Below are 24,100 nucleotides of genomic sequence, written 5' to 3'. Positions count from 1 at the left end.
GAGCGCCCACCAGTCTCGGATATCACCGGCGCTCGGTCCATTCGCTCCGGTCCCGGTGGGCGTCAGCTATCCCACCGATTTCGTCAGTCTCCAGCACGCCACGCTCGGTGACGACCGTCACTGCCGACGCCGGCGTTATGTCGAAGGTGGGATTCGACACCGCGATGTCGGCGGCGCCGGCGTACACCTCCTGAGCGTCACGTTCCTCCCTGTCCCACGCAGCGCGTGGTGTAATCTTGTCCGTCGCACACACCGCGTAGCAGTCCACGTCCGCGGCGGCCGCCGACAGTGCTGCCGAACGGGTCCCGACTTTGTTGACCACGCAACCGTCCGGCAGGACGCGGTCGGCCCCGACGACGAGCGTGTCGGTGCTCCACGCGTCCAGTTCGTGGCCAAAGGCCGCGTCGGTGGTCAGCGTCACCGCGGTGCTCTCAGCAAGCGTTTCGGCGACGCCGACGCCTTCACCGCCGGGCCGTGACTCGGCGACGAGCACAGCCTCGGGAGCAGCGGCGGCGGCCACTGCACGGACTGTCCCGGACCGAGACAGCGTTGCGATACGGTCGCCGACATGTTCGGCGGCGACGGCCGCGGCAACCCGGTCTGCGGTCACCGCGTGGTTCAGCGCCTCGGTCGCGGCCCGCTCAACAGCCGCCGGCGATTCGTCAGTGACGGCAGCCATCGCCCGGTCGAGGCGGTTCGCGATGACGACCATCGATGGGCGGGCCTCCCGGATTTCAGCGGCGAGGGCGGCAAGCGCCTCCCAGTCGTCGCCGTCCCGCTCGGCCGTCTCCAGGTCGTCGCTCCGTCCGGCGTCAGCCAAGGCAGCCTCGTCGCGCAGCACCTCCAACGCCCGGAGCGACAGCCACGCCGAGCCGTGGGTCCGGTCCTCGCGAACGGCCGCCACTCGCGGGCGAATGCGGTCCCAGGAGGTCCACAGTCGCGGGACCGTCTCACGAGTCAATATTTCCGGCGGGTGGACCCACGCGGTCTCGGTCGACTCCTCGTTCGTCTCGGCCGTGCGGGCCTCGCAGTCGAACAAAAACGGGTGGACCTGCCAGCGAACCCCATGGTCGGTGTCAGCGACCTGAAACGAGTCGCCCTGCCGGACGAGCGTCACCGCGTCGGCCAGCCCGGTTTCCTCGTCAACTTCGGCCCGCGCGGCCGTTTCCGGGTCCCGGTCCCGGCCGGCGTCGTCGGCGACGTGTCCCGCGACCCCGCTCCACTGGCCCCGATACGAGCCGACCGCATCGCTCCGGCGCAACAGCAACACTTCGCCCTCGCTACGCAGGAAGCACGTCACGACGGGGCGTGTCTCCATACGAGACGGAACGACCGGCCGGGGCAAGAAAGTCCGGGCCAGTGGGGCCGCAGTCGAGGCGGGGACGTTGAAGGAACTACATCGCGTCGAGTAAGCGGTCGATGTCGTCGGCCGTATTGAACGCGTGGACGGACGCCCGGAGCGCATCAGGGTTAGGGAGTGACCTGATGATGATACCTTCAGCCGCGAGTCGCTCAACGGTCGCCTCGGGGTCGTCGGCGGTGAACGTCACAAGTCCCGACTCGTAGTCGCGGGGGCTCAGCAGTCGGTCGCCGAGGCCGTCCTTGAGCCGGTCGGTCAGCCGCTCGACACGGGGCTGAATTGTATCGAATCCGATGGCTTCGACCGTCTCAATGGCGTTCGCGAGCGCGACGTAGGGGACCGGTGAGGTGGTTCCGACCTCGAAGCGGCGCGCGCCCTCGTGATACTTGTATCCGTCCGCACCGGGGTTTTCGACGCTCCGGTAACCAATACGAGTCTGGCGCAGTCGGTCGTACGCGTCCGGGTCGACATAGAGGAACCCGCCACCCCAGACGCCCAGTAGCCACTTGTGGCCCGCCGCGGCCACGAAGTCCGCGCCCCATTCGGTCACGTCGACGGGGTGTTGCCCAACAGACTGGACAGCATCGACGAGCACCTGTGCGCCGGCGTCGTGGGCTACCGCAACGACATCCGCAATCGGGAGTCTGGTCCCGTGGGTCCAGGAGATCGAACTCAGCGCCACCAGTCTGGCGTCGGCCACAGCGTCTTTTACCTCCGCCATGTTGAGCCGACCGCCGTCTGTTTCCAGCACCCGGACCTCGATATCGTGGGTGTCGGCCAGCCGGTCCCAGGGGAGTGTGCCAGCCGGGTGTTCGAGGTCAGTCCGGACCACCACATCACCGGGCTGCCAGTCGATGGCCCCGGCGACCATGTTGACCCCGTCTGCGGTACTGCGAGTCAAGGCGACGTTGGCGGCGTCAGTCCCGATATGGCTGGCGACGACCTCGCGAGCCGCCGCGATAGCGTCCCACGCAACCGTATAGGGCCCTTCATCGGCGGGTGCGTCGAAGGCGTGGCGTTCGAGAAACGCCGTCGCAGCGTCGACCACGGGGCGCGGCGTCGGCCCGCTTGCCCCCGTGTTGAAGTACGTACACCGTTCGAGTGCCGGAATCGACGCTCGGAGCTCGACTGGGTCCATGTCCGTTCCGATGGTCCCCGACGCCTTCAGCCCTGTGTGACCCAGCAGGCGGATTCGACGGCGGATTCCCGAGACGACAGCACGGTTCTATTTCTATGGCCGACTATTGGACTGAATTGCCTATCTTGTTGTGTTTCGCAATCTTTCTCGGTTGTTTGAATATCTACGAGCCATTGCAGATGCTCGATGTAGTCAGATAGAGCCAGAGTGGCGACTCAGTCCTGCTGACACTCGCAGCCGCCCTGCTCGAAGAACTCCGCAACGGCGTACTGGCTACCGCACGACTGGCACAGCACCTGTGCGTCCAGAAATACCTCGAAGTCCGCAATGTCGATGCGACCCGTGTCGCGTAGTTTCTCGATGCGCTGGTCGGTGACCGATAGCGTTCGGGTCAGGAGTCGCTGAATGCTTTCCAGATCCTTTTCGATCTTCTCGTCGTCGGACAACCCCTGATACTCCGCGCCGCGCCATTCCTTCAGATACGACCGGATGGCCTGATAGGTGATGAAGTCAGTTTCGAGACTGTCGACGTCGACGCCGTTGCGTTCGAGTCGGTTGACGGTGTCAGTCCGAACGCCTGTGCTGATGTCGTCACCGGTGAGATTCTCGTAGGTCGATTCCACGTCGCTTTCAAGCGCGCTCAGGCCCGCATCGACCAGTTCGCGTTCGAGGAGGCGCTTGTTGAAAAACTCGGCAAGGTCACGAAGACTCATACGCTCTTCACCGTCACCCGTCCAGCGCGCCTCCATCTCCGCACCGAGTCCATCAAGTTCGTACTCGTCGATGAGTCGAGCGACTTTGCTCGACGGCCGGCCGTCTGTCGTATTCGCCATCTGTTGTTCCCACGTACGGTAACCGGAACTAAAAGACTACGGGGTTAGATCGAGGTGATGCGGTTGAAGTCGTCGTCAAGCGCCTGCGCGTCCTCCGGCAGGAGGGCGACGACAAGATGCTCGGCGTAGTCGGCGAAGTACTCGACGAGTTCGGCGATCCGCGCTGAGTCGATGGCTTCCAGTGAGTCAAGCAGCATGAACGGAACGCTCTCGTGGAGGTCGTGCACCAGATAGCCCGCGAGGGCGAAAATGAGGCCGGTCACCTCGCGCTCGCTCTCGCTGAGATGCTCGATGGTGTCCTCGTAAGCCGCGCCGTTCTCGGTGGTCCGGACGATGTGGAGTTCAAACACCGTTCGGTCGACCTTCTGGCGCCCCTCACGGACGGTCTGCTCAACGCGTTCGATCCAGATGCGCTCGAGGTTCTCGTACTCAAGGATCCCGAGGATAGCGTCCATGTGCTCGTTGAACTCGTCGACAGCGTTGGCCTCGATCTGGTCTATTTTCGTCCGCTTGTCGGTGAGTTCCTCGACAAGAGCGTCGCGTTCGTCGCGGAGGTCGTCGGCCCGGTTGACCAGTTCCTCAATCTCCTCGATTTCGGCCGACACGTCGTCAAGGTCGGACTCCAGGCTGTCGATCTCAAACTCGAGCTGGTTTGCCTCCCGGTGCAGCGAGAGAATTTCGTCGAAGTCCTCGGATTCGAGATTGTCGACCTCGTCTTCCAGCGACTCGACATCCTCCGTCAGTTCCTCGCGTCGGTCCTTCAGCGAAGTGATCTGCTCGTCACGGCGTTCGATCTCCGTTTCCGTCTCCTGGATCTTCCGCTCGACGTCCTCGCGACGGCGCTGCTTCTTTTCGGCCTCGCGCTGGTCGGTCTTGAGGTCGTCGAGTTCCGACTTGATGTCGTTGAGGTCCTCGACCTTCTGCCGGCGGAGGTCCTGCAGGCGGTCGACGGTGTCTTCGATCTGCTCGCGGTCAACCGTCGAGCCACACGTCCAGCACACGACGGATTCCTCGTCTTCGCCTTCGAGAAGTTGTTCTGTCACCGCGCCGTCGGAGCCCTCGGGCGCGTCTTCGAGCGACTGGATGACATCGTAGTCTTCCTCTTCGAGCCGTTCCTCGTTGTACTGGATGAGGCTCTGGAGGTCGGATATCTCGCTGTTCAGCCGCTGGCGCTGGTCGCGCAGGCTTGCGATCTCGTCTTCGAGGTGCTGCTGGTCGCCCATCGGCGTCTCCGGCAGGTCATCCAGTTCGTCTTCGAGGTCGGACCGTTCGCGTTTCAGCGAGGAGATGCTCTCTTCCTGTGCCTCGATATCACGCCGGACAGATTCGAGATCCGACCGCGTCGAGCGGAGTTCGTCAAGCTTCTCTTCGAGGACATCCTGTTCCTGACGGCTCTCCTCGATATCTCGACTGCTGTTGTCGATCTCTTCTTCCCGCTCGGCCAGTTCCTCGCGTTTCTCTTCGATCTGCTCGCGGAGTTCGGTCCGGCGCTGTTCGAGATCCGGAAGGTCGCGCTGACGGGATTCAACCGTGGCGAGTTCGTCATTGATATCGCCTTTCTCCGCTTCCAGTTGTTCGACTTCCGAACGGATCGCGTCGATATCGACCGGCCGCATGATGATCTCGCGGAGGTCGTCGCCGCGCGCCACGGACCGGCGTGCCTCATTGGTTTCGAGGAGGAACGCGAACAGGTCGGCGACCGCAGGGTCGTCAAGATATCCGTCGCCGTCGAACTGAACAGCGTCCCCCGCTCGCGTGAGCGTCCGTTCGTACACCTCATCCACGTAAGTAAGGGCAACGCTTCCCTCGTCTGCGTCGCCTTTCAGCGTGGCCTGTGTACTCCCCATCGCCGCCATAATAGACTGCAGAAACGACGTCCGATTTGTGGCGTTTTTCCCCGTCAGCACCGTCACACCCGGTGGAATATCGACGGAGGTTTCGTCGATCCCACCGATGTTGGTTACATCGAAATGGGCGATACTAGAGCCTTGCTTTGATTCTGGCATTGTTCTGCCGTAGTCGGAGAGGATATAAAAATAGTTTCATTGCTGGAAACCAAGTTACAGATTGATGTCCCTACTGCGGGCCAATACGTCAGAAGTGGTATTACACAGCAGACAGCGAACGGACCGACAATCGGTTCTGGAATAACACCTGTACCAATATTATTCCGAGCTAGAGCTATTGGCGAAGACAGATAGGCTGTTTCTCCAGTCTTGCTGTTTTGTTGTGTATAGTAATATTTCCCGCTTGTAACCGCTTCCAATATGCCAATCTATAAGTCGGCGTGATTGGAAGCTGGTCGTATGACCCGTTACGAAACGCTGCTTGAGGTCGAACTTGACGAGTGGGACAGTGGGTATGGTGTCTTGCAGATCGTCGACCCGGATGACAGCGACACCGCCGAGTTACGGTTCTGCTACTTCAACGAAAACGGCAAGTTCACCAACCGACCGTTGACACTACGCCCCGACGAAGAGACGCTCGACCGGACCACGCGGATGGTAGAGAACCTCGGCTACGTCGCCCGGACGTTCGACCCGGCAGAGATCCGTGAACTCGTTGAAACACTCGGCGAAGATCGGGTTATCGAACTCGCACAACTCATCGACACCCTTGGCGAAGCGCGGCTGGCGGAGATACTCGGGGAGTAACGATGGCAGACACCCACCCGCTGGTAACGGTCGAAACTATCGTCCTCGTGAGTCTGGGGGGCTTTGCTGGCTCGAACCTCCGGTACTTCGTCGGCCTCTTTTTCCCGGGCTTACAGGGGACGCTGCTGGTCAACGTCTGCGGCAGTTTCGCTCTCGGCGTCCTGGTGTACGAGGGGCTTCAGGTCGGTGCGCTGGCCAGCGAAACGAAGCTAGCCGCGTCAACTGGGTTCATTTCGTCGTTTACCACCTACAGCACGTTCGCGGTAGAGACGGTTCTGACACCCGAGTGGGCGGTCGCGAACGTCGTCGGAAGCTACGCTCTGGGTTTTGCCGGCGTCCTTGTCGGCCGTGAAGTCGTCCGGCTGTTCGCCGGAGGTGGTCAGTAATGGTCGCTCTCGAATCGGCACATCTGGTCGGGGCCGGTGGGGCGCTCGGCGCACTCTGTCGCCACTATCTGGCGGGTGCAATCCAGCGAGAGACGTTTCCGCTCGGGACGCTCACGGTGAATGCCTTCGGGAGCTTCGCTCTGGGACTGTTGACCTTCGCTAGTGTGACCGGTGACGCGGCACTGCTTGTCGGTGTCGGTGCGTGCGGTTCGTTCACGACGTTTTCCTCGTTTTCGGTCGAGACGGTCCGACTGTGGGAGAACGACTACGTGGCCCTCGCCGCGCTCAACGCTGTCGGGAACCTCGCCTGTGCGCTGGTCGGAATCGGGCTTGCCTGGGGCATCGTGCGGATCATCTAATTCCCGCCGCGCTATCGGGTTTCACAATTTCTTGAAGGGGCTTCGTGCGCGCTGTCTGCTGCGAAGTCGCTTGCCCGCGGTGTCTTACCGCCATGGGGTGTCCGCCGTTCGCGGACGGTCACGTGATGGACGGATTCGGTGCCATCGTCGACGACGAGCGCGTCACCGGTTGTTTCTGGTAATCGAGCCGCGAAATCGCCGTCGAGATACGTTGGCTGGGCCGCCTGTAGGGCGTTGATGTCCGCCATGCTCGTCAGTCGGTGGGCGACGAGCAGGTCAGTCTGGGAGACGGTCGTCGCTGGCACCGCGCTGGGTCGCTGTGTCGCCAGCACACAACTTACCCCGGGCTGGCGGCCCCGAGTGACAAGTCGCCGGAGCGGACGCCGGGCGACGCCGTCAGTGAACACGTGGGCCTCGTCGACCAACAGCCACGGCAGTCGGCTTGTCTGTTCAGCTATCCGAGCATCGTACAGCGCAGTCGCGACAGCGGCGAGGATCGCGCCGGCTGGTCGGGAAGCGAGTCCCGACATATCGAGCACAGTCAGGCTATCGCTGCACAGCGTTTGCATCTCGATACCCGTATCATCGAAGATGTCCCATGACGCGGCGAGCGCGAGATAGTTCGCCGCCGCGCGGACGGTGCTCGCCGCTGCATCCGCATCGGCTACCCACGAGCGCATCCCGTCGAGGGTCGCACACTCGCTCGCCGCCCGCCACACAAGCGCTCCCGCGCCCTGTTCCGGGTCGAGGCCGAGCACCGTACACCACTGGCGCGGGTCGAGTGCGTCCGCACGAACGCTTGGATGTACGACCATCGCAGACACGTCTGCAGTTTCAAGCGGCGTGAACGCCCCCATCGGGTCGACGGCGACTGGGGCGACCCCTGCAGCAGCAATCAGTCCCTCGGCGAGGACGCCAAGCGTGTACGTCTTCCCTGACCCGCGTTTGCCGACGACGAGGCCGACGTGTGGCCGGTCAACATCGATATCGACCGCAGCGCCGCGGCTCCCGTCGCGGGCCCGATAGTGACCCAGCCGCGTCGTTGGCCCCGTTGCTGCCTCACGTCCGATAACGACCATGCCGCCGGTTGGCCCGTTCCAGCACTTGAACGTTCGTCCGAGGGTTCAAATACGAGTTCGGAGCCACGCCTGTCCATGTCAGATTCGCTGTGGCGCGACGAACGTGCCATCGAGGGGCTACCGATTCGTCTCGTTATCGCGCTGGTGGTCGGTGTCGCCTGCCTCTCCGTGATGATGAGCACCATCTCCGGGATCGAGACGCTGCAAGTAACCGAGGTCGATGTGGAACCCCACCCAGAGGTGACGAATCCGGGGACGCAGGACGTAGTTGTCACCGTCGTCGACTCAAAAGGGTCGCCCGTGTCCGGTGCAACAGTGGTCGCCAAAAGTGGGACAGCAACGCTCTCGTCGGTCACGACCGGTGAGACCGGTAGTGCGGGGAACGTGACCCTCTCACTGTCGCCGTCGCTTGGGCCGAACCAACAGGACGGCACCGTCACTTTCGAAGTGAAACCACCGGCAGGGAGTAACTACGAAGACGCTCGCTCGAACACCGACCTGCTCGTCGTCGAGTCGCCCTAGCCGTCCCAGTCAATCCATTCCTGCTCCCAGCCGGCGCGGGACTGGGCGGCCCGGCGGGCACGCTCGCGGTCTTCACGGTGAGTCCGGTTGCGCTCGACGGTATCAGCCTGTTCGCCCTCGACGAGCATCGGCTGGAACGCGACAGTGCCGTGTCGCTTGACCGAGCCATCGGCCTCCACGACGGCCAGTGACTGCTCGCCGGTGCCAAGCGGCATCACGAGGCGGCCGTCGTCGGTTAGTTGCTGGAGGAGCGCTCGGGGTGGGTCGATTGCGGCGGCTTCCAAGAGAATGCGGTCGTACGGTGCGTACTCCGGGAGTCCGTCAGCCCCGTCACGACGGTCCACGAGGACGGCATCATAGCCTGCTTCTGCCAGATTCTGGCGCGCTTCGATGACGAGGCGGCGCGTGATATCTATCGCATGAACGTTCGCTGCGCCGACCTGTTCTGCCAGCACGGCGGCCGTGTAGCCGACGCCGGCACCGACCACGAGCACATCGTCGTCTTCCTCGGGTGACAGGGTTTCGAGCACCCGGCCGGCGGTACTGGGCGAAAGAACGCGCGTGCCGAGGCGTTCAAATGGGCGGTCGGAGTAAGCCTGTTGCTCGCCGACGAACGCCTCTCTGGGGACGGCACGCATCGCTGTCGACAGCCACGCGCTCCGGACGACACCCTTACTCTCGTGTTGGAGGCTGTCGACCATGTCGTCCCGCAGTACCGCCGGATCCATATTAGTGTATTCGGCCGGAGCTATATCAATGGCGCGACAACGGCCGTGTCTGTCGAAAACCCTACTGCAACGGGACGAACCGGACGCTGCCGTGATCCTCTTTTTCGAGCGTGCCGCCAGCCTGTTTCTTCGCTCGGATGAGTCGCTGTTGGCTGTCGCCGATCGGAGCCAGCAGGACGCCACCATCGTGGGTCTGCTCGACGAGCGGGGCGGGGAAATCCGCCGCGGCACAGGTCAGATACGTCCGGTCGTAGGGCGCGTGTTCTGGCCACCCCTGCTTGCCGTCACCGGCTCGAACAGAAACGCTGCTGTATCCGGTCGCTGCTAGTGTCTCGCGTGCCTCGTCTGCCAGCGTCGCGTGGTACTCCACGCTGAAGACGTTCTCTGGGCCGACCAGTTCATACTGTCGGCTAAAAATTCTTTAGGATAGAGTGTGACTGTCGAGTATGGCCGCGCTTGACGACGCCACTCTCGACGACCTCCGCGAGGCTCTCGCGGAGGTCGAGGACAAGAAGCCGACACAGCGGCTAATGGCGGTGATTAACTACCTCGAAGAAGACGACGCAACGATGGCAGAAGTAGCTGAGCGGTACGGATACACCGGTCCATGGCTGTCTCGATGGGTTGGGCGGCTCGACCGGCTCGCTGATGAGCCGGTCGAGCAAGTCGTCTATGACGATCCACGTGAAGGCAGAACAGCAGAACTCTCTGGTGAACAATACGACCAGTTCGTTGAGGCTCTCCACGAATCACCCGAAGAAGTTGGACTAGACGCGCCCGCGTGGTCTGTTCCACTAGCCCGTCACTATCTTGCCGAAGAATTCGACGTTGAGTATTGTGAACGCCACGTCCGTCGATTGATGTCCGAGGCCGGGCTGTCCTGGAAGACAGCCCGGCCGGAGTACTACAAATCCGACGAGCGAGCGCAAGAAGCCTGGCAAGAAGGGTTCAAAAAAAGCGCGACAACCTGGACGACGAATACACGATCCTGACCATCGATCAGACGCGTCAGGTGCTCTCGACGCTGATCTATGCGTGGTTTCCCGAAGGAGAGCGCCCGTCACTCCCGGTGACGGGCGCGTGGGACAGCATCAAACTACTCGGTGCAATCAGCGATTCCGGCGAGACGTTCTTTCTACCCTGTGAGGAGAACTTCAACAGCGACACGACGAATCGCTTGCTAGACGCTCTCCAAACCGAATTCGGCGAGAAAATCTGCGTCATCTTGGACAACGCGTCGTATTTTACGGCTAACGCAGTGCAGGAATTCGTCGAAGACACGCCGATCGAACTGTGCTACCTTCCGCGGGGTTCACCGGAGCTGAACCCCGCGGAAGAGTGCTGGCGACAACTCGATCAAGAACTTGGCAACCGTCTGTTCGACACACTCGACGATCTGCGTGATGCTGCGCTCACTGCACTCGATCGAATTGAAGTTCCAGATGTCTTCACGTATTTATGTCCGTGAGTATCAGCAGTCACCGCGGCGTGGTAGCCACAGCCCGTGCCGATCTCCAGTACCTGATCTCCGGGAGACAGGTCGAGTAACTCGGACATAATTGCGACCATGTGCGGCGCAGAAATCGTCTGGCCCGACCCGATCGGGAGCGGACGGTCGGCGTAGGCATCGTGTCGCTTGTCGTCCGGAACGAACTGATGGCGTGGAACCGACGCTACCGCCGCGAGAACATCCTCGTCGGCGACCCGTTCTCGCAGACGGTCGGACAGCCGCGACCGCTGCCGGTCCCAGTCGGCCATCCTACCAGGCCGACCACGCCGTGGTCGACTCGTCCCTGACGTACAGTCGGTTGATATCCTTCGCAATACCCATGTCGCCGTCGTGGTCCATGTTCTCGTGGTCGTAGCCGTGGGCGTCGTCGCGGACGTGAATCCCCTCGACGGTGAACTCCTCCTCGCCGAACTCCTCGGTTTGGCCGACGACGAACTCGTAGTCGCCGGGGACGTGGAGTTTGAAGCTCTCAGTCTCGTCGTGAGTCCCGTCTTTCGGGTGCATCGTAACGTTGACCGAGACGTTTCCGACGGCCCGCGACCAGATGGTCTCGACGTCCTCGGCAGCCGCCTCGTCCTCGCGGCCGTCCGCGGTCTCAAGGCTGGTAATGCGCGCAGTCACAACCGCTTCTTCGGTCTCCAGCAGGAACTCCTCGCCGACGGACAGTTCTTCTTCGGCCGGCACGTCAACCTCGGCGGTGAAGGAGTCCCCGTCCTGTGAGACGACGACACTACGCTGCAGTGTCTCTTCTTCCGGGAGCTGTTCCTTGTGAACGTGGTCACAGTCCGTGCAGCGAACCGTCACGTGGCCGCCCGGCTTCAGCACCTCGTGAACCGTTTCCAGGTCCGGCGAACAGGCCGGACACGGGAGGGCGATGCGGTCGCCCGGTGTAGCGTCTGTCATATACAGCCGTTGACTGTGCTCCCCTAAATGGTCGTCGCCACGGCGCTGCTCGTGGTTCTCACTCGCACAGTCACGCTGTCCTTCTTGTGCCGCCGGACCAAACGCCGAGTATGGCACGCCAACAGAGCCGTGCCGACATCGCAAGCGGTGTCATCATCGGCCTGACAACCATAGCTGGTCTCACAGTCTGGTCGCGCCTCCCCGCTGAAATCGCAATTCACTTCTCCGCGTCGGGCACGCCCGATACCTACGTTTCGAAGCCGGTCGGTGCCGTTCTCATGCCAGTTCTGATGCTTGCAACCCTCCTCGTCCTAAAGGGTGCGTTCCGCTACGACCCGCCAGACGCGCCGCAGGTGGCGGCCACTATCACCGTCGCAACGATGGCGTTCATGGGTGCGGTACACGGGCTTGTGCTTGCGTGGAACCTCAGCTACCCAGTGCCGTTCGACCTCGTCCTCATCGGGTCGCTCGTCTGGACGGTTGTCATGGTCGCGTACGCGTTGAAGACGGAATATGCAGACTGATATTGTCGGTCGGCTGTCAGTCAGCGTCCGCTACTCACGGGTCTTTGCGTTACTGTGGAGTCCGTTCTCGTCGCGTGGCACGATACAACGCGAGGAAGTTCCACTTCCTCGCCGTCCTCACGGCTCCCGTCAGTCGCCGTTCGTCTTCGGGAGGTCTACGAACTCCCCACGTTCGCGGCGTTACCGCTCACTCCACCCGAGGAAGTTTCACTTCCTCTCCATCCGCATACACGGTCGGTTCCGTCAAAATCCCGTCGAGATGAATGGGCGCGTGCACGTCGCCGCCCATCGCGTGGTCGTCGCCGATAGCGATGTGGACCGTGCCACCGGCCTTTTCATCCAGAAGGACGGAACCGACGAGTTCGGTCACGGCGACGTTTGTGCCGATACCGAGCTCGGCGAGATTGTAGGCGTCTCGGCCAACCTCGTCAGCGGCGTCCTCGACCTGTGCGCGAATATCGGGGTCGTCGATGTCCGTGACGTACCCGTCCTCAACCTCGAAGGTGAGTTGCTTCCCGTCGAGTTTGCCGTGGGGGCGCATCGTCCCATCGACGACGAACGTTCCGTCGGCCGTTTCAGGGGCGAGGAACACCTCGCCGGCAGGGAGATTCGACATCTCGCCGGCCTCGTGGACAATGCCGGTGTCCATATGCCACTCACGGGAACCGATACCAAACGTGATGTCGGTCCCCTGGGGGGACGTGACCCGGATCTCCTCGGCGTCGTCGACCTGTGCCAGCACGTCCTCGCAGTGCTGTTCAATGAGGTGGTAGTCGGCGTCTAACCCCATGAGGAACACGCCCTCGCTGATGCCGGGCAGGGTCGCAACGCGAGCGCCGGCCTCGTTGGCGTCGGTCCGGGCCTCGGTGTGGCTCAGGCTCTTGGTCGTCGGCGCGAGCACGACATCGGCGGTTTCCATCGCGCCGGCGACCGGCGCAGGCGGTTCCGAACCGTGTTGCTCGCCCGGCGGGTAGCGCACAAAAACAGAGTCGTCGGTAATCTCTGCGGCGACGCGATACAGCGCCTCGCCGATCGCCTTCCGCTGGTCATCAGTGATGACGGCACATGACTCGTCGGACTGGAGGTTCAGGCACTGTTTGACGGCGGTTTCTGCGGGCGCGCGTAGCGACGAGTTGTCCATACAACTGATTGCGTACTCCGGCTGAATAACTCTTGATAGACTGCCGGCGTATGCCGGCGAAACACGCACCATCTCAGTGTTTTCTGGTAATTCGTGCTAAAAGATCACAATATCCAGAGGTACAACTATCTGAGTTAATTTCTCCATAAATTAATCACAAAGAATATACTCTCCCCGAAGAGATGGACGTGTATGCTCCACGTGGGCATCAACGGCTTCGGCACCATCGGGAAACGCGTCGCTGACGCGGTGCGTGTCCAGCCAGATATGACAGTTGCGGGCGTCGCAAAGCGCTCGCCGAACTTCGAGGCAACTATCGCGGACGACCGCGGCTATGATCTCTACGCCGCGGACGGCCGCGAACCGTTCGATGAAGCCGATCTCGGTACGGCCGGTACGGTCCATGACCTTATCGAGACGAGCGACGTGGTCGTCGACACCACGCCAAGTGGCGTCGGCGCGGCCAACGCGTCGCTATACGCCGAACATGACACGCCGGCCATCTTCCAGGGTGGAGAGGATGCCGATGTGGCAGACGTGAGCTTCAACGCTCGCGCCAACTACGAGAAGGCAGTCGGGGCTGATACGGCCCGCGTCGTGTCATGCAATACAACGGGCCTTTCACGCCTGCTCGCACCGCTTAGGGAATCATACGGCGTTGAAAAATCGCGTGTGACACTGGTACGGCGCGGTGCCGACCCGGGCCAGACCGGTCGTGGCCCGATCAACGACACACTCCCCGACCCCGTCGAAATCCCCTCCCACCACGGTCCCGACGTCCAGACGATTTTTCCCGACCTTGACATCGATACGATGGGCATGAAGGTCCCGACGACGCAGATGCACACCCACAGCGTCAACGTCACGCTGGAAAGCGAACCCACCACAGAGGAGGTCACGGCGCTGCTCGCCGACGAATCGCGGTTGTTCCTCATCCCGGAGACGCTCGGTATCGACGGCGCAGGGAAACTCAAGGAGTACACCCGTGACGCCGGTCGCCCGCGTGGTGACGTGTGGGAGAACTGTATCTGGGCCGAATCCATCACAGTTGAGGGGCGGGACCTCTATCTGTTCCAGGCGATTCACCAGGAAGCCGATGTCGTGCCGGAGAACATCGACGCCGTTCGCGCGCTCTCAGAGCGGACCGCAAGCGCTGAAAAGAGCATCCGCCGGACCGACGAAGCCCTCGGTGTCGGGCGCGGCCTCGTCGAACACGACGGGAGCCCGCAACGCGTCGACAGTCACGCCGACGACTGATTCTCACCCCAGTTCGTGGAATTTGACCTCGCCAGTCTCCGTCGAGAGCGTCGCGACCGAAAACGGCTCGGGCGCCAGCGGAATCGAAATGCCGCCGGGGTTGATTCGGACCGTACCCCCACGCTCCTCGGAACCGCGTTCGTGCGTGTGCCCGTGGAAAACGTAGTCGTAGCTTCCGCACTTGACCAGCGCGTCGACGATTTCCCCGCTAGTTCCGTGATAGACTGCGATTGTGTGCCCGTCGATTGTCAGCTCACCCATCTCGCCGAAGTACGTGCCAAACTCCTTGACGGTGGACTGGACCGCCCACTCGCCGTCGTTGTTGCCGCGCACAGCGTAAAACGACCAGTCGCCGTCGAACGGTGTCACGGAGAACGGCGCAACGAAGTCGCCGCAGTGGACGACAGTCTCACAGCCCGTGTCAGCGAACGTCTCAACTGCGGCTTCGACCTCCGACGCGTTGTCGTGCGTATCCGAGACGATGCCGATTTGCATACCAGCGAGGTTCAGCCGGCAGCGACTTGAACGTATGTCCCTCGGCGCTGGTGCGGACGCAAGTCGTCACGCAGGCGCGATGTTTTTGTTTAGTCACCGCCTACGGCAGCCGATGGCACGGGGACTCATCGGGACAATCGAGCTGATGGTTGCGGTCGTACTCGCTGCGCGGGTCACCCTCCTCGGCGTCGACAACCTCGCTCGCGGCCAAACAGCGATCGGTGCGGTCTTTCTCGGGTTAGCCGCCGCCTTACTGGTTATCGAGTGGGTCGCTCCCTCCCCGACAGATATCCCCGGCGCAATCGCTGGGCGGGCGCGCAGTGCGCTCCCCGGCGGAAACCCACCGGACAGTGGCGACGACGACTAACTCTCGTCGCGCCAGCGGTCCGGATCGTCGGCGGCGAGATACTCCCTGAGCAGCGGCGGGAAGTTCCGGCCCTTGAGATACCGCAGTCCGAAGTCCTCTGCCCAGTTGATGATGCCCTGGTCCTCCGTGACGACGCCGGCGTCCAGTTCCTGTGCGAGAATCAGGAGGTCGAAGTCCTCGCGGGAGTCGAGCACGCCCTGTCGGAGCGTGTCCCGGTACTCGTCGCGCAGGTCCGAGATGACTTTGTCCACTTCGGTCATGTGGTCGTGTTCCTCGACCGTTTCGGCCCGCGACTCCTCGGCCTTCCGGACGGCCTTCTCCGAGACGCGCAGCCCACGGTCGACCCGCTCAGACATCTCGTCGATAAACTCGTAGACGAGGTCCGCCGGAATCCGCACCTCGTGGTGAGCCGGTGACTTCGTGATGACCCATGTGTCGAGTTTCGTCAGCACCTCGTCGCTGATGGCCCGGTCTTCGAGCATTGTCGTCAGTTCCGCCTGTATCGACGGTGGCATGTAACAGGAGATGTTGTGGACCAGTTTCGCCTCCGAGATGAGACCGAGCAGGTCCAGACAGGCCGCCTCCAAGTCCTCGTCGCCGCTCCTGATTTCGGGGGTGAGAAACAGCGACGTATCGAGGACGAACCGTTGTTTGAGCGGGCGGTCGACCATACTAGCGCTACGATAGCCGGCCACTAATGCTCTCTGACAGGTACGGTAGTAACGCTCGCCAGCAGTATTTTAGTGTCATGTCAACAAGAAACACGTATGTCGAGAGACTGGGGGTCGCTGTTCGATATCGACACCGACCCCGAGGACCTGCTGGAACACTTCGATACCGAGTGGTTTCGTGGACAGCGGTATCGACATCTCAGCGACGAGCGTCACGGTGTCGAGCGCGGGACGGCGCTCGTCGGCGACGTGATCGTGCGCGGCTATCCGTCGATGCCGCGTGCGCTCGTCCTCGAACCGGCGATCCGAGAGACGTTCGACGGCCCCGTCGCCATCGAGGAGAAACTCAACGGCTACAACGTCAGAGTTGCACGGATCGACGGCGACCTCCTGGCGTTCACCCGGAGCGGGTTCGTCTGCCCCTACACCACGCGGAAGGTCGAAGCGTTGCTGGACGCCGAGGCGTTTTTCGATGACCACCCGGAGCAGATGTTGTGTGGCGAACTCGTCGGGCCGGCGAATCCCTACACAGACCACGATTACAGCGAGGTCGATGAGGTCGGGTTCTACGTGTTCGGGATCCGCCATCGCGAGACCGGGACACCGATGGGTGTGGAACGGCGACTCGACCGGTGTACGACCTACGGCCTCGACAGCGTCGGCCACTACGGGACGTTCACGCCGACGGCAGCCGTCGACGCTGCCCGCGAACGGATCGACGACCTGAACGCCCGTGGCCGGGAAGGCGTAGTCCTGAAATCGGCCGACGGGGAGACGGCGCTGAAGTACACAACGAGCGCTATCCACCGGGCCGACCTCGAACACGCGTTCGAACTACCCTTCGACTACGGGCGGGACTTCGTTTTCACGCGTGTCATACGGGAAGCTTTTCAGGCGGTCGAACGCGGCGAGTCGCCGGCAGCAGTCCGCGAGCGGGCACGAGAACTCGGCGAGGCCATCCTCGAGCCTGCAGTCGAGACGGTACGGGCGGTTGACGCGGGCGACCCGGTCGGCGAAACGCACACCGTTCGCGGCGACCCGAGAACCATCGACGACCTGTTGTCGTACTTCCACGACCAGGGGCTGGAACTCCACGTCGAGCACGACGAAGCCGACGGTGACCAGCGGGTGGTCACATTTACAAAGATCGCACAGTCAACGCGTGATAAGACGAGGTACTACCTGGAGGGTGGAACAATCGACGAGTAAGGAAATCGGCCGCGTCAGTCAGCCGCGAGGGTCTCGCTGGCGTCGTCAAGCAGTTGCTCGATAGAGCGGTCACTTGGCTCGTTCTCCAGCAACACGTCGATGGGTAGCGTCGGCGCGCCGTCGACGAGATTCTCAAGCAGGACAAGCCGTTCGCGGGCGCGGGACATCCCAACGTAAAACACGCGCCGTTCGTTGTCGGTCAGCGTCGGGATGGGGCTGGTGTGTTTCGTGAATTCTTCCATGCCGGGCACCTCGATACCCTGCTGGTCGACAGTCGCGGCCATCTGTTCGACGACCTTCTCCGTGAGGTCGGTCGCGACAAACACGTGGTCGGCCTCACGACCTTTCGCGGAGTGGATAGTCCCCACACGAACACGGTCGGCGTCCATTCCGGTGTAGTCGCCGGTGAAGTACGCGTCGACGGTCCGCTCCTGGAAGTTGGTCACTTTCCGGAGCATGTCGCCTGCCGAGGCCAAATCGGGGAGGAACGGGACGTGCTCCTGAACGACGTCGGGTTCGATTTCGATATCGGCGATGTCTTCGTCCTCGTGGGACTCGTCGATCTCTTCGAGCGCGTCAAAGAGGTCGTCGCGCTCGCCCGTCCCGAAGGCGGAGTCAACGAGCATATCAGCGAGCCGGCGCGCTTCGAGCACCGTGAGCGGTTCGTCAGCTTCGACGGCTTCGAGCCCGTTGACGTACTGGGTGAGGCGGTCAGTCCACATCCGCTGGTCAGTGAGACAGGAGAAGGGGATCCCGTTGTCGATGAACTCGTCGATGAACTGGAACATCTGGTAGCGAGCGCGGAACAGCACCATCACCGTCTCGTCGGACTGCTCAATGGTCCGCGTGACATTCCGTGAGAGGTCAAACATCGAGGGGTTCTGGACCGCCTCGACGCGGCCGCCCTCCTTGCGCGGATTGAGGTCTTTCTCCTGGCGCTTCTCGATGTGGCGGACTTCGCGGTTGACGACGTTCAGAATGCGCGAGGGGAGCCGATAGGAGTTCGGAAGGACCTCGTCCTGGGTAACGACTTCCTCAAGCAGGAGGTCGGGGTCAGCGCCCTGCCAGGCGTAGACGACCTGGTCGTCGTCGCCGGCAATGAGCACCCGCTCCATGTGGGGTTTCCACTCGTCGTACACGTCGTACTGCAACGTCGTGATGTCCTGAAACTCGTCGATGATGAGATAGTCGACGTTGGGGAGCAGCGAGCGCTGGGCGACCCGTTCGAGCATATCTGCGAAGCCGGTCAGGTCGTTCTCGCCTTTGTAGGTGCGCCAGCCGCGGATGACGCTTGGCACGTCAACACGGTCGTCGTCGGTTGGCCAGGTCGGCGTGTACTTGTTCCCGGTCTGGGCGTTGTCGTCGATCTCGGGTGGGAGTCGGACCTCCTCGTCGTCCCACTTGAACGGGACATCGTACCAGTCGGCGACGTCACGGCGGGTCCGCTGGAGCCACTGACTCGTTGCGATGATCTTGTTCCCGAGGGTCGTCGAGCGGGCCGACCGACGCCGGGACCCTTCGTATTCGTCCTCGTACTCGATGCCGAACTCCTCGCAGAAGGCTTCCTTGTCGTCTTCGCCAACGACATCGCCACGAGAGAGGTTCAGCAGTTCGTACGCCTTCGCGTGCATCGTACAGACGTTCCCGCGAAGGGCACGAGGGGACAGCCCGAGTCGGTCCGCGAGCCGTTCACGGATCTCGGCGGCCGCCGCACGCGTGTACGAGACAACAAGTACGTCACGGAAATCGACGTCGTCGTCTTCCAGCAGTTCGTCGACGCGGTCGAGCAGCGCCGTCGTCTTCCCGCTACCGGGCCCACCGAACAGGCGGACAACCTCGGTGGTCGAATCAGTCATTGAACATGTAGTGGGACCGCGGCCAAATAAACAACGTGCTTTAGGAGGACGGCAAGTGACAGACGATCCCAAGCAGATTTCTCACCGGTACAGCGACACGTACAACATCGCGAACCCGATGATAAACGGGATCGTCTCCGACATCTGGAAGAACACGCGAACGATGGCACCGGTCTCACCGGCGCTCAGTTGCGTGATAACGCTGGAGATAGCGACGCCCATACTGATGAACGCAAAACCGACAAACGCGTACTGGAGGCGTTCTGACGGGCGTTTCCGGTAGGCCTGAAAGCTAATCAGGGTGATACCGAGTGTCAGCCCGAACACCACCATCCGCATCAGGATGAGCACACTACGTGCGATAGCCACGCCAGTCGTCATGCGGTCACCCGTCCACTGGTCGGCAAGCTCATTCCGGGTTCAGCTCGTCCCAGAGCTGACTGAACCGGTCCGGGAGGTTCTCCTCCCGATAGATGCGTACTTTGTACTCCTCGTCTTCGAGCGAGATGACCGTCGACTCGAAGTTGGACTCGTACACCTTGTAGTGGTTTCCGTCCTCGGCGACGAGCGTCCGGTCGGTGATGAGGTCGTACTCGTCGAGCAGTTCGATACGTCGATACACCGTCGGCAATGAGAGGTCACACTCCTCTGCGAGTTCCTTTGCCGACTGCGGTTCTCGACTGATTGCGGCGAGTACACGGCGCGCGTGCTGGTCGCCGATCGTATCGAGAATCTCCTCGATGCTCTGTTCCTCAGCCACTACACCAAGATTCGCGTCATATTATATAACCGTTTTCGAGCACTGTGGTGGTTTCACGTTCAGAAAACACTGCCCCGTTTATATCACGATAGCCTCTGTAACCCTCAGTGCGGATTGCGTTCAGGTGAGACGATGTCCGGAGACAACCTCCGTCGCGTGACGACGGGCAAGATGCAGGGCCGAAACGCCGATGAGCGAGTGACCCCTGTCGGCGATACAGAGCGCCCGGAATCGCATGACCCACCCAGTCGTGACGCCATCACGGAGTCGCTGTTGGACCCGGTCATTGACGACGTCGTCGACGGCGAGACCGCGGTCGATGACGGCCTGGTCACACAGAGTCTGGAAGAGATCCTACTGGCGATGATCGCAGTCGCCGATGGTGGCACCCACGGGACCGGACTGATGGAGGAACTGGAAGCCCAGTTCGGTGCCGAACTGAGCCCGGGGACAGTGTACCCCCGGCTGCACGAGTTAGAAGCGGATGGCACGCTCCAGATGCACGAACTCGTCCAGACGAAACAGTACGGAATCGCGGACGATGCGGCTGCAAAAGAGCAGATTGCGACGTCCGCATACCAACATCTCGCGCTCGGGCTGTTCCTCCATGCGTCGCTCGATGCGCTGTAACCACCACAAACCGGTTATCTCGCCGACACACGACCCCCCAATCGTCGGCTACGAACCGGTCGGCCCGCTGGCACACGACCCCCCAACCGCCGGCTGGCCACGCAAAGACTCCCCACTTCCTTTCTGCGCACTGTAACGCAGTTCCGACTGTCTATACCGTTGCTGTCACGACAAGCGACGGCGTGAGGCACAGCTCGGCAGAGAGCGAACTGCCGGTTCTGCAGGTCGGTACTGTCGCTCTCGGATGAAAGGTGGAAGACCGAAAAGCGGAGTATCCTTACCGTACCGGTGTCCAGCCACACACCGAGCACTGTGCCGCTGTCGACTCGTGAAGACCGCCGCAATCAGGGCACTGCTTCTTGTTATAGCTCTCTTCCCAACCACTCTGGTCCACGTCGTGGCCACGCTGGGAGAGGAACTCGTCGAACATATCGTCACTACTCGGTGCGGACGCCATACATGATATGGTATAGCACATCAGTATATAGGTTTAATGGTATTGTGAAACATTGCCATAATTAGCGGCGCGCCACGTGCGACGAGATGGTCAGTTACAGCGGGTTGTGCCACTCAGGAGCCGTACACCCAGCAGACAGCAACAAATGAGAGTCGTTCAGACGGCGTGCTGGATCCGCTCGTGTCCGGGTGCCGCTCGTTAGCTTTCGGTCGCAGCTGTGTGAGTGTAGTCCACAGTGAGACGGGCGCTAGCGATGAGTGCGTTTGCGATGGCCTCCGTCGCCGGTTCCTGTTCGGTTCCACCCTCGATAGACAGCTCCTCGCCGAGTGCATACACCTGAAACCGGTGTTCGTAGGGCTGTCCGGCCGGTGGACACGGCGGTTCGTACCCCGGATCATTGGGGGGGTGTGTTCCCTGTCGAGCGCCGCCGAGCGTGTCGAGGGTCGGCTCGCGCGGGAGCCCTGCGGGAATCCGCTCCGTCTCCGGCGGGACGTTCCAGAGCGTCCAGAACACCGGCTGGCTGAACACACCACCGTCGTACTCGGCTGTGATGGCAAGCGCTGCCGTCGGCTCCGGGACGCGCTCGATGACAAAAGGCGGCGAAACACCGTCGCCATCGCAGGTGAATCGGGCCGGAAGCTCGTCTCCGGAACTAAACGCGGGGCTTGACACTTCGAAGGCCGATGTTGTGTCGTCCGACTGCTCGGCACAGCCCGCGCTCCCGACCAGTGCTGACACCCCGAGTGTCTGGACGAAGTGGCGACGGCGCATATCAGAGTGGGAGGGACAGGTAGTAATTTGCCTTGTGATACCCCGCCACGTCCCACATCGAATCCGGGGACGGGACACCACTAGTCCCTATCAGGGCGAACATGTTCCCTCCCGTCGCCAGCGACTGAGAACGTCTTCTTCCCTTCTTATTTTGGGGTCTTGGAGGTCCAACAACATGAAGCTCAAACGCAAAACAATCGCGAAGGTGATCGCCGCCGCGTTCGTCTTCAACCTCATCGTCATGGGGGCCGGCGCGTGGATCGCGTATCAGGAAGCGCCACCCATCCCGGAGCAGGTTGTCGGACCCGACGGCGAGACACTCGTCACGGGTGAGGACATCCGCGACGGGAAGAAGGCGTTCCAGAAAAACGGGCTGATGAACCACGGGTCGATTCTCGGGAACGGCGCGTACTACGGTGCGGACTACACCGCTGACTCGCTGGAGTTGAAAACCCAGCATATGCGGACGTACTACGCCGAGGAGCGCTACGGGACCGAGTACGAATCGCTGTCGACGGCTGAACAGGCCGCCGTCAATGACGACGTGAAACAGGACCTCAGTGGAGAGTATGAGGGCGGAAACATCGAGTACTCCGCCGCGGAGTTGTACGCCCACCAGCAGGTCCGTCAGGAGTACGTTGAGCGGTACCACGAGGGGAGCCACGAACGGGGCGTTCCCGAGGGGATGATCGACTCCGAAGCCGACGCCCGGCAATTCGCCGACTTCGCCATGTGGACGGCGTGGTTCTCCCACACCGACCGCCCAGGCGGCGAACACTCCTACACGAACGACTGGCCCTACGAGCCAGCCGCCGGGAACGACGCGACCGGCGCGGCGATGACCTGGAGCGTCATCGCGATGGTCCTGCTCGTCGCCGCCGCCGGTGGCGGCATCTGGCTGTACCAGTCCGTCAGCCTCCCGGAACCGTCCGCCGGCGACCTCTCGGTTCCCGAACCGGGGGACGTGAGCATCTTCCCCAGCCAGCGGGCCGCATTGCGGTTCATCCCGGTCGCCGCCGGGTTGTTCCTCGCACAGGTGTTGCTCGGCGGGTTGCTCGCGCACTTCTACATCGAACGGGCCGGGTTCTTCGGCATCGAGGAGATCTTCGGCGTCCACATCCTCCAGCTACTGCCCTTTGCCATGGCGAAGACCTGGCACATCGACCTCGGCATTCTCTGGATCGCCGCGACGTGGCTCGGTGCGGGACTGTTCCTCCCGCCGCTGCTGACCGGCCACGAGCCCAAACGCCAGTCGACGTACATCGACATCCTGCTCGGGGCTATCGTCGTCGTCACCGTCGGCGGCCTCGGCGGCATCTGGCTCGGCTCCCATGGCTACTTCGGTGACCTCTGGTGGCTGTTCGGCAACGAAGGGCTAGAGTACCTCGAGGTCGGGAAGGTCTGGCAGGTTGGACTGCTCGTCGGCTTCGGGCTGTGGGCCGTCCTCTCGATTCGGGGCCTGAAGCCGCTGCTGGACCGCGAGCCGGTGTTCGGCCTCGCGCACATGATCCTGTACGCCGGCGGCTCGATTGCCCTGCTGTTCACCGCCGGGTTCTTCTTCACCCCCGAGACCAACATCGCCGTCACGGAGTTCTGGCGCTGGTGGGTCGTCCACATGTGGGTCGAAGGGGCCTTCGAGTTCTTCATCGTCGCCATCATCGGGCTGACGCTGGTGTCGATGAACCTGCTGAGCCGCCGCAGCGCCGAGAAGGCGGTCATGCTCCAGGCCTTGCTGGTGATGAGCACGGGCGTCATCGGCGTCTCTCACCACTACTGGTGGGTCGGCATGCCCGACATGTGGGTCCCCATCGGGAGCGTGTTCTCGACGCTAGAGCTGCTCCCGCTGGTGTTCATCCTCTACGAGGCGCTGGGCCAGTACCGGGCGATGTCGGAAACCGGTGGGTTCCCCTACAAGCTCCCGTTCATGTTCATCATTGCCAGCGGCGTCTGGAACTTCGTCGGGGCCGGCGTGCTCGGGTTCTTCATCAACCTCCCGCTGATCAACTACTACGAGCACGGCACCTACCTCACGGTCGGCCACGCCCACGCCGCGATGTTCGGGGCGTTCGGCTTCCTCGCGCTGGGGATGGTCACCTACATGCTCCAGCTCGCCATCGAACCCGGTCGCTGGGACGGCTCCTGGCTCCGGGCGGCGTTCTGGTGCTGGAACGTCGGCCTGGCCCTGATGGTGTTCGTCTCCGTCCTGCCCGTGGGCTTCCTCCAGCTGGAGGCGGCGTTCACCGGCAGTTACGCCGCGGCCCGGAGCGTGGCGTTCTACAACCAGCCGCTCGTCCAGACGCTGTTCTGGGCGAGGCTCCCCGGTGACACGCTCATCATCCTCGGGACGGCCATCTACGCGGCCGATCTGATCCGCAAGCGATTCGTCCTCCGGGCGTCCGAGGACGACCCCACGGTCGAGGACATGGCCGTCGCGGAGGGCGTCATGAGCGACGACTGAGTCACCGCCGGTTTTCGGCTGTGCGTCCTCAC

General features: G+C 62.4%; 27 protein-coding genes and 1 pseudogene. 11 read left to right on the top strand and 17 right to left on the bottom strand.

Annotated elements, in window-relative coordinates; translation table 11 throughout:
- Positions 1–22: 22 nt before the first annotated feature.
- From BDK61_RS04245 to BDK61_RS04230, 4 genes are all read right to left on the bottom strand, one after another.
- Positions 23–1,318 (bottom strand): NUDIX domain-containing protein, encoded by a 1,296-nt coding sequence (locus BDK61_RS04245; RefSeq protein WP_121302395.1) that lies wholly within the window; start codon positions 1,316–1,318, stop codon positions 23–25.
- Positions 1,319–1,394: 76 nt separating this feature from the next.
- Positions 1,395–2,498 (bottom strand): aminotransferase class V-fold PLP-dependent enzyme, encoded by a 1,104-nt coding sequence (locus tag BDK61_RS04240; protein WP_121302394.1) that lies wholly within the window; start codon positions 2,496–2,498, stop codon positions 1,395–1,397.
- 215 nt (positions 2,499–2,713) lie between these two features.
- Positions 2,714–3,331 (bottom strand): rod-determining factor RdfA, encoded by a 618-nt coding sequence (gene rdfA, locus BDK61_RS04235; protein ID WP_004958870.1) that lies wholly within the window; start codon positions 3,329–3,331, stop codon positions 2,714–2,716.
- A 44-nt stretch (positions 3,332–3,375) separates the two neighbouring features.
- Positions 3,376–5,337: an archaea-specific SMC-related protein gene (locus BDK61_RS04230; RefSeq protein WP_121302393.1), complete on the bottom strand. Its 1,962-nt coding sequence runs from the start codon at positions 5,335–5,337 to the stop codon at positions 3,376–3,378.
- Between the two features lie 300 nt (positions 5,338–5,637).
- On the opposite strand from BDK61_RS04230, the gene BDK61_RS04225 reads away from it, so the two are divergent.
- From BDK61_RS04225 to crcB, 3 genes are read left to right on the top strand one after another with little or no spacing between them, the layout of a single operon-like run.
- The gene (locus tag BDK61_RS04225; RefSeq protein ID WP_121302392.1) at positions 5,638–5,985 is read left to right on the top strand and encodes a hypothetical protein; all 348 of its coding nucleotides are present in this window, start codon (positions 5,638–5,640) and stop codon (positions 5,983–5,985) included.
- A gap of 2 nt (positions 5,986–5,987) precedes the next feature.
- On the top strand, positions 5,988–6,371 hold the full coding sequence (locus tag BDK61_RS04220; RefSeq protein WP_121302391.1) for a fluoride efflux transporter FluC: 384 nt from the start codon (positions 5,988–5,990) through the stop codon (positions 6,369–6,371).
- Complete coding sequence (crcB, locus tag BDK61_RS04215; RefSeq protein WP_121302390.1) at positions 6,371–6,730, top strand: fluoride efflux transporter CrcB; 360 nt, start codon at positions 6,371–6,373, stop codon at positions 6,728–6,730. The genes BDK61_RS04220 and crcB overlap by 1 nt, the downstream gene beginning before the upstream one ends.
- An 11-nt stretch (positions 6,731–6,741) precedes the next feature.
- Here crcB and BDK61_RS04210 read toward each other — a convergent pair whose 3' ends face one another.
- Positions 6,742–7,809 (bottom strand): ATP-binding protein, encoded by a 1,068-nt coding sequence (locus tag BDK61_RS04210; RefSeq protein WP_121302389.1) that lies wholly within the window; start codon positions 7,807–7,809, stop codon positions 6,742–6,744.
- 75 nt (positions 7,810–7,884) lie between these two features.
- Between BDK61_RS04210 and BDK61_RS04205 the strand changes: the two genes are divergently transcribed.
- The gene (locus BDK61_RS04205) at positions 7,885–8,331 is read left to right on the top strand and encodes a DUF7382 domain-containing protein (protein ID WP_004958888.1); all 447 of its coding nucleotides are present in this window, start codon (positions 7,885–7,887) and stop codon (positions 8,329–8,331) included.
- Here BDK61_RS04205 and BDK61_RS04200 read toward each other — a convergent pair.
- The gene (locus BDK61_RS04200) at positions 8,328–9,059 is read right to left on the bottom strand and encodes a protein-L-isoaspartate O-methyltransferase family protein (RefSeq protein ID WP_004958889.1); all 732 of its coding nucleotides are present in this window, start codon (positions 9,057–9,059) and stop codon (positions 8,328–8,330) included. The genes BDK61_RS04205 and BDK61_RS04200 overlap by 4 nt on opposite strands.
- Positions 9,060–9,120: 61 nt before the next feature.
- A complete protein-coding gene (locus BDK61_RS04195; RefSeq protein WP_244209681.1) occupies positions 9,121–9,429 on the bottom strand; it encodes a protein-L-isoaspartate O-methyltransferase family protein in 309 nt (102 codons plus the stop codon).
- 76 nt (positions 9,430–9,505) lie between these two features.
- Between BDK61_RS04195 and BDK61_RS04190 the strand changes: the two genes are divergently transcribed.
- Positions 9,506–10,527 (top strand): IS630-like element ISHhi1 family transposase gene (locus BDK61_RS04190; RefSeq protein WP_121302044.1). Its coding sequence is split into 2 segments (ribosomal slippage): positions 9,506–10,009 and positions 10,012–10,527, totalling 1,020 coding nucleotides; the frame shifts between segments, so codons are not numbered across the junction.
- On the opposite strand, the pseudogene BDK61_RS04185 reads toward BDK61_RS04190, so the two are convergent.
- Positions 10,509–10,817: pseudogene (locus BDK61_RS04185) on the bottom strand (protein-L-isoaspartate O-methyltransferase); the annotation flags it as partial. The gene BDK61_RS04190 and the pseudogene BDK61_RS04185 sit on opposite strands and share 19 nt — an antisense overlap.
- Before the next feature lies 1 nt (position 10,818).
- Complete coding sequence (locus tag BDK61_RS04180; RefSeq protein ID WP_121302388.1) at positions 10,819–11,472, bottom strand: HVO_0476 family zinc finger protein; 654 nt, start codon at positions 11,470–11,472, stop codon at positions 10,819–10,821.
- Between the two features lie 110 nt (positions 11,473–11,582).
- Between BDK61_RS04180 and BDK61_RS04175 the strand changes: the two genes are divergently transcribed.
- Positions 11,583–11,996 carry a DUF1648 domain-containing protein gene (locus BDK61_RS04175; RefSeq protein WP_121302387.1) on the top strand — a complete coding sequence of 138 codons (414 nt, stop codon included), beginning with the start codon at positions 11,583–11,585 and terminating at the stop codon, positions 11,994–11,996.
- 187 nt (positions 11,997–12,183) lie between these two features.
- Here the strand turns inward: BDK61_RS04175 and BDK61_RS04170 are convergent, their stop codons facing one another.
- On the bottom strand, positions 12,184–13,137 hold the full coding sequence (locus BDK61_RS04170; protein ID WP_004958906.1) for an aminopeptidase: 954 nt from the start codon (positions 13,135–13,137) through the stop codon (positions 12,184–12,186).
- Between the two features lie 192 nt (positions 13,138–13,329).
- Here BDK61_RS04170 and BDK61_RS04165 point away from each other — a divergent pair, with 192 nt between their 5' ends.
- Positions 13,330–14,394, top strand: coding sequence for a type II glyceraldehyde-3-phosphate dehydrogenase (locus BDK61_RS04165; protein WP_004958907.1), 1,065 nt, complete (start codon positions 13,330–13,332; stop codon positions 14,392–14,394).
- 3 nt (positions 14,395–14,397) lie between these two features.
- Here the strand turns inward: BDK61_RS04165 and BDK61_RS04160 are convergent, their stop codons facing one another.
- Positions 14,398–14,889 carry a metallophosphoesterase gene (locus BDK61_RS04160; RefSeq protein WP_121302386.1) on the bottom strand — a complete coding sequence of 164 codons (492 nt, stop codon included), beginning with the start codon at positions 14,887–14,889 and terminating at the stop codon, positions 14,398–14,400.
- Between the two features lie 112 nt (positions 14,890–15,001).
- Between BDK61_RS04160 and BDK61_RS04155 the strand changes: the two genes are divergently transcribed.
- Positions 15,002–15,256 (top strand): DUF7533 family protein, encoded by a 255-nt coding sequence (locus BDK61_RS04155; protein ID WP_004958914.1) that lies wholly within the window; start codon positions 15,002–15,004, stop codon positions 15,254–15,256.
- Here the strand turns inward: BDK61_RS04155 and BDK61_RS04150 are convergent.
- On the bottom strand, positions 15,253–15,927 hold the full coding sequence (locus BDK61_RS04150; RefSeq protein WP_121302385.1) for an RNA ligase partner protein: 675 nt from the start codon (positions 15,925–15,927) through the stop codon (positions 15,253–15,255). The two genes, BDK61_RS04155 and BDK61_RS04150, sit on opposite strands and share 4 nt — an antisense overlap.
- A 96-nt stretch (positions 15,928–16,023) precedes the next feature.
- On the opposite strand from BDK61_RS04150, the gene BDK61_RS04145 reads away from it, so the two are divergent.
- On the top strand, positions 16,024–17,136 hold the full coding sequence (locus tag BDK61_RS04145; protein WP_121302384.1) for an RNA ligase: 1,113 nt from the start codon (positions 16,024–16,026) through the stop codon (positions 17,134–17,136).
- Positions 17,137–17,150: 14 nt separating this feature from the next.
- Here BDK61_RS04145 and BDK61_RS04140 read toward each other — a convergent pair whose 3' ends face one another.
- From BDK61_RS04140 to BDK61_RS04130, 3 genes are all read right to left on the bottom strand, one after another.
- The gene (locus tag BDK61_RS04140) at positions 17,151–18,992 is read right to left on the bottom strand and encodes a UvrD-helicase domain-containing protein (protein ID WP_121302383.1); all 1,842 of its coding nucleotides are present in this window, start codon (positions 18,990–18,992) and stop codon (positions 17,151–17,153) included.
- Positions 18,993–19,073: 81 nt separating this feature from the next.
- Positions 19,074–19,373: a DUF7521 family protein gene (locus BDK61_RS04135; RefSeq protein WP_004958925.1), complete on the bottom strand. Its 300-nt coding sequence runs from the start codon at positions 19,371–19,373 to the stop codon at positions 19,074–19,076.
- A gap of 28 nt (positions 19,374–19,401) precedes the next feature.
- The gene (locus tag BDK61_RS04130) at positions 19,402–19,752 is read right to left on the bottom strand and encodes an ArsR/SmtB family transcription factor (protein WP_004958928.1); all 351 of its coding nucleotides are present in this window, start codon (positions 19,750–19,752) and stop codon (positions 19,402–19,404) included.
- A 132-nt stretch (positions 19,753–19,884) separates the two neighbouring features.
- Between BDK61_RS04130 and BDK61_RS04125 the strand changes: the two genes are divergently transcribed.
- The gene (locus BDK61_RS04125) at positions 19,885–20,382 is read left to right on the top strand and encodes a PadR family transcriptional regulator (protein WP_121302382.1); all 498 of its coding nucleotides are present in this window, start codon (positions 19,885–19,887) and stop codon (positions 20,380–20,382) included.
- A 277-nt stretch (positions 20,383–20,659) separates the two neighbouring features.
- Here BDK61_RS04125 and BDK61_RS04120 read toward each other — a convergent pair whose 3' ends face one another.
- Together BDK61_RS04120 and BDK61_RS04115 are read right to left on the bottom strand one after the other, a co-directional pair.
- Complete coding sequence (locus tag BDK61_RS04120; RefSeq protein WP_004515335.1) at positions 20,660–20,839, bottom strand: HVO_0416 family zinc finger protein; 180 nt, start codon at positions 20,837–20,839, stop codon at positions 20,660–20,662.
- Between the two features lie 198 nt (positions 20,840–21,037).
- Positions 21,038–21,610 carry a YbhB/YbcL family Raf kinase inhibitor-like protein gene (locus BDK61_RS04115; protein WP_004958932.1) on the bottom strand — a complete coding sequence of 191 codons (573 nt, stop codon included), beginning with the start codon at positions 21,608–21,610 and terminating at the stop codon, positions 21,038–21,040.
- A 175-nt stretch (positions 21,611–21,785) separates the two neighbouring features.
- Between BDK61_RS04115 and BDK61_RS04110 the strand changes: the two genes are divergently transcribed.
- A complete protein-coding gene (locus BDK61_RS04110; RefSeq protein WP_121302381.1) occupies positions 21,786–24,068 on the top strand; it encodes a nitric-oxide reductase large subunit in 2,283 nt (760 codons plus the stop codon).
- Positions 24,069–24,100: the final 32 nt, after the last annotated feature.

The organism is Haloarcula quadrata, from assembly GCF_003634715.1.
Classification (GTDB): domain Archaea; phylum Halobacteriota; class Halobacteria; order Halobacteriales; family Haloarculaceae; genus Haloarcula; species Haloarcula marismortui.
The sequence above is the reverse complement of the archived record's forward strand: the minus strand, read 5'-3'. Positions and strand labels throughout refer to the sequence as shown.

Bases quoted from the DNA above. Each gene is read 5' to 3' on its own strand.
- rdfA (WP_004958870.1), bottom strand. From the start codon at position 3,331: ATGGCGAATACGACAGACGGCCGGCCGTCGAGCAAAGTCGCTCGACTC.
- BDK61_RS04175 (WP_121302387.1), top strand. From the start codon at position 11,583: ATGGCACGCCAACAGAGCCGTGCCGACATCGCAAGCGGTGTCATCATC.
- BDK61_RS04160 (WP_121302386.1), bottom strand. From the start codon at position 14,889: ATGCAAATCGGCATCGTCTCGGATACGCACGACAACGCGTCGGAGGTC.
- BDK61_RS04125 (WP_121302382.1), top strand. From the start codon at position 19,885: ATGTCCGGAGACAACCTCCGTCGCGTGACGACGGGCAAGATGCAGGGC.
- BDK61_RS04205 (WP_004958888.1), top strand. From the start codon at position 7,885: ATGTCAGATTCGCTGTGGCGCGACGAACGTGCCATCGAGGGGCTACCG.
- BDK61_RS04120 (WP_004515335.1), bottom strand. From the start codon at position 20,839: ATGGCGTCCGCACCGAGTAGTGACGATATGTTCGACGAGTTCCTCTCC.
- crcB (WP_121302390.1), top strand. From the start codon at position 6,371: ATGGTCGCTCTCGAATCGGCACATCTGGTCGGGGCCGGTGGGGCGCTC.
- BDK61_RS04135 (WP_004958925.1), bottom strand. From the start codon at position 19,373: ATGACGACTGGCGTGGCTATCGCACGTAGTGTGCTCATCCTGATGCGG.
- BDK61_RS04220 (WP_121302391.1), top strand. From the start codon at position 5,988: ATGGCAGACACCCACCCGCTGGTAACGGTCGAAACTATCGTCCTCGTG.
- BDK61_RS04140 (WP_121302383.1), bottom strand. From the start codon at position 18,992: ATGACTGATTCGACCACCGAGGTTGTCCGCCTGTTCGGTGGGCCCGGT.
- BDK61_RS04145 (WP_121302384.1), top strand. From the start codon at position 16,024: ATGTCGAGAGACTGGGGGTCGCTGTTCGATATCGACACCGACCCCGAG.
- BDK61_RS04115 (WP_004958932.1), bottom strand. From the start codon at position 21,610: ATGCGCCGTCGCCACTTCGTCCAGACACTCGGGGTGTCAGCACTGGTC.
- BDK61_RS04170 (WP_004958906.1), bottom strand. From the start codon at position 13,137: ATGGACAACTCGTCGCTACGCGCGCCCGCAGAAACCGCCGTCAAACAG.
- BDK61_RS04200 (WP_004958889.1), bottom strand. From the start codon at position 9,059: ATGGATCCGGCGGTACTGCGGGACGACATGGTCGACAGCCTCCAACAC.
- BDK61_RS04165 (WP_004958907.1), top strand. From the start codon at position 13,330: ATGCTCCACGTGGGCATCAACGGCTTCGGCACCATCGGGAAACGCGTC.
- BDK61_RS04110 (WP_121302381.1), top strand. From the start codon at position 21,786: ATGAAGCTCAAACGCAAAACAATCGCGAAGGTGATCGCCGCCGCGTTC.
- BDK61_RS04245 (WP_121302395.1), bottom strand. From the start codon at position 1,318: ATGGAGACACGCCCCGTCGTGACGTGCTTCCTGCGTAGCGAGGGCGAA.
- BDK61_RS04225 (WP_121302392.1), top strand. From the start codon at position 5,638: ATGACCCGTTACGAAACGCTGCTTGAGGTCGAACTTGACGAGTGGGAC.
- BDK61_RS04150 (WP_121302385.1), bottom strand. From the start codon at position 15,927: ATGGTCGACCGCCCGCTCAAACAACGGTTCGTCCTCGATACGTCGCTG.
- BDK61_RS04210 (WP_121302389.1), bottom strand. From the start codon at position 7,809: ATGGTCGTTATCGGACGTGAGGCAGCAACGGGGCCAACGACGCGGCTG.
- BDK61_RS04230 (WP_121302393.1), bottom strand. From the start codon at position 5,337: ATGCCAGAATCAAAGCAAGGCTCTAGTATCGCCCATTTCGATGTAACC.
- BDK61_RS04240 (WP_121302394.1), bottom strand. From the start codon at position 2,498: ATGGACCCAGTCGAGCTCCGAGCGTCGATTCCGGCACTCGAACGGTGT.
- BDK61_RS04180 (WP_121302388.1), bottom strand. From the start codon at position 11,472: ATGACAGACGCTACACCGGGCGACCGCATCGCCCTCCCGTGTCCGGCC.
- BDK61_RS04155 (WP_004958914.1), top strand. From the start codon at position 15,002: ATGGCACGGGGACTCATCGGGACAATCGAGCTGATGGTTGCGGTCGTA.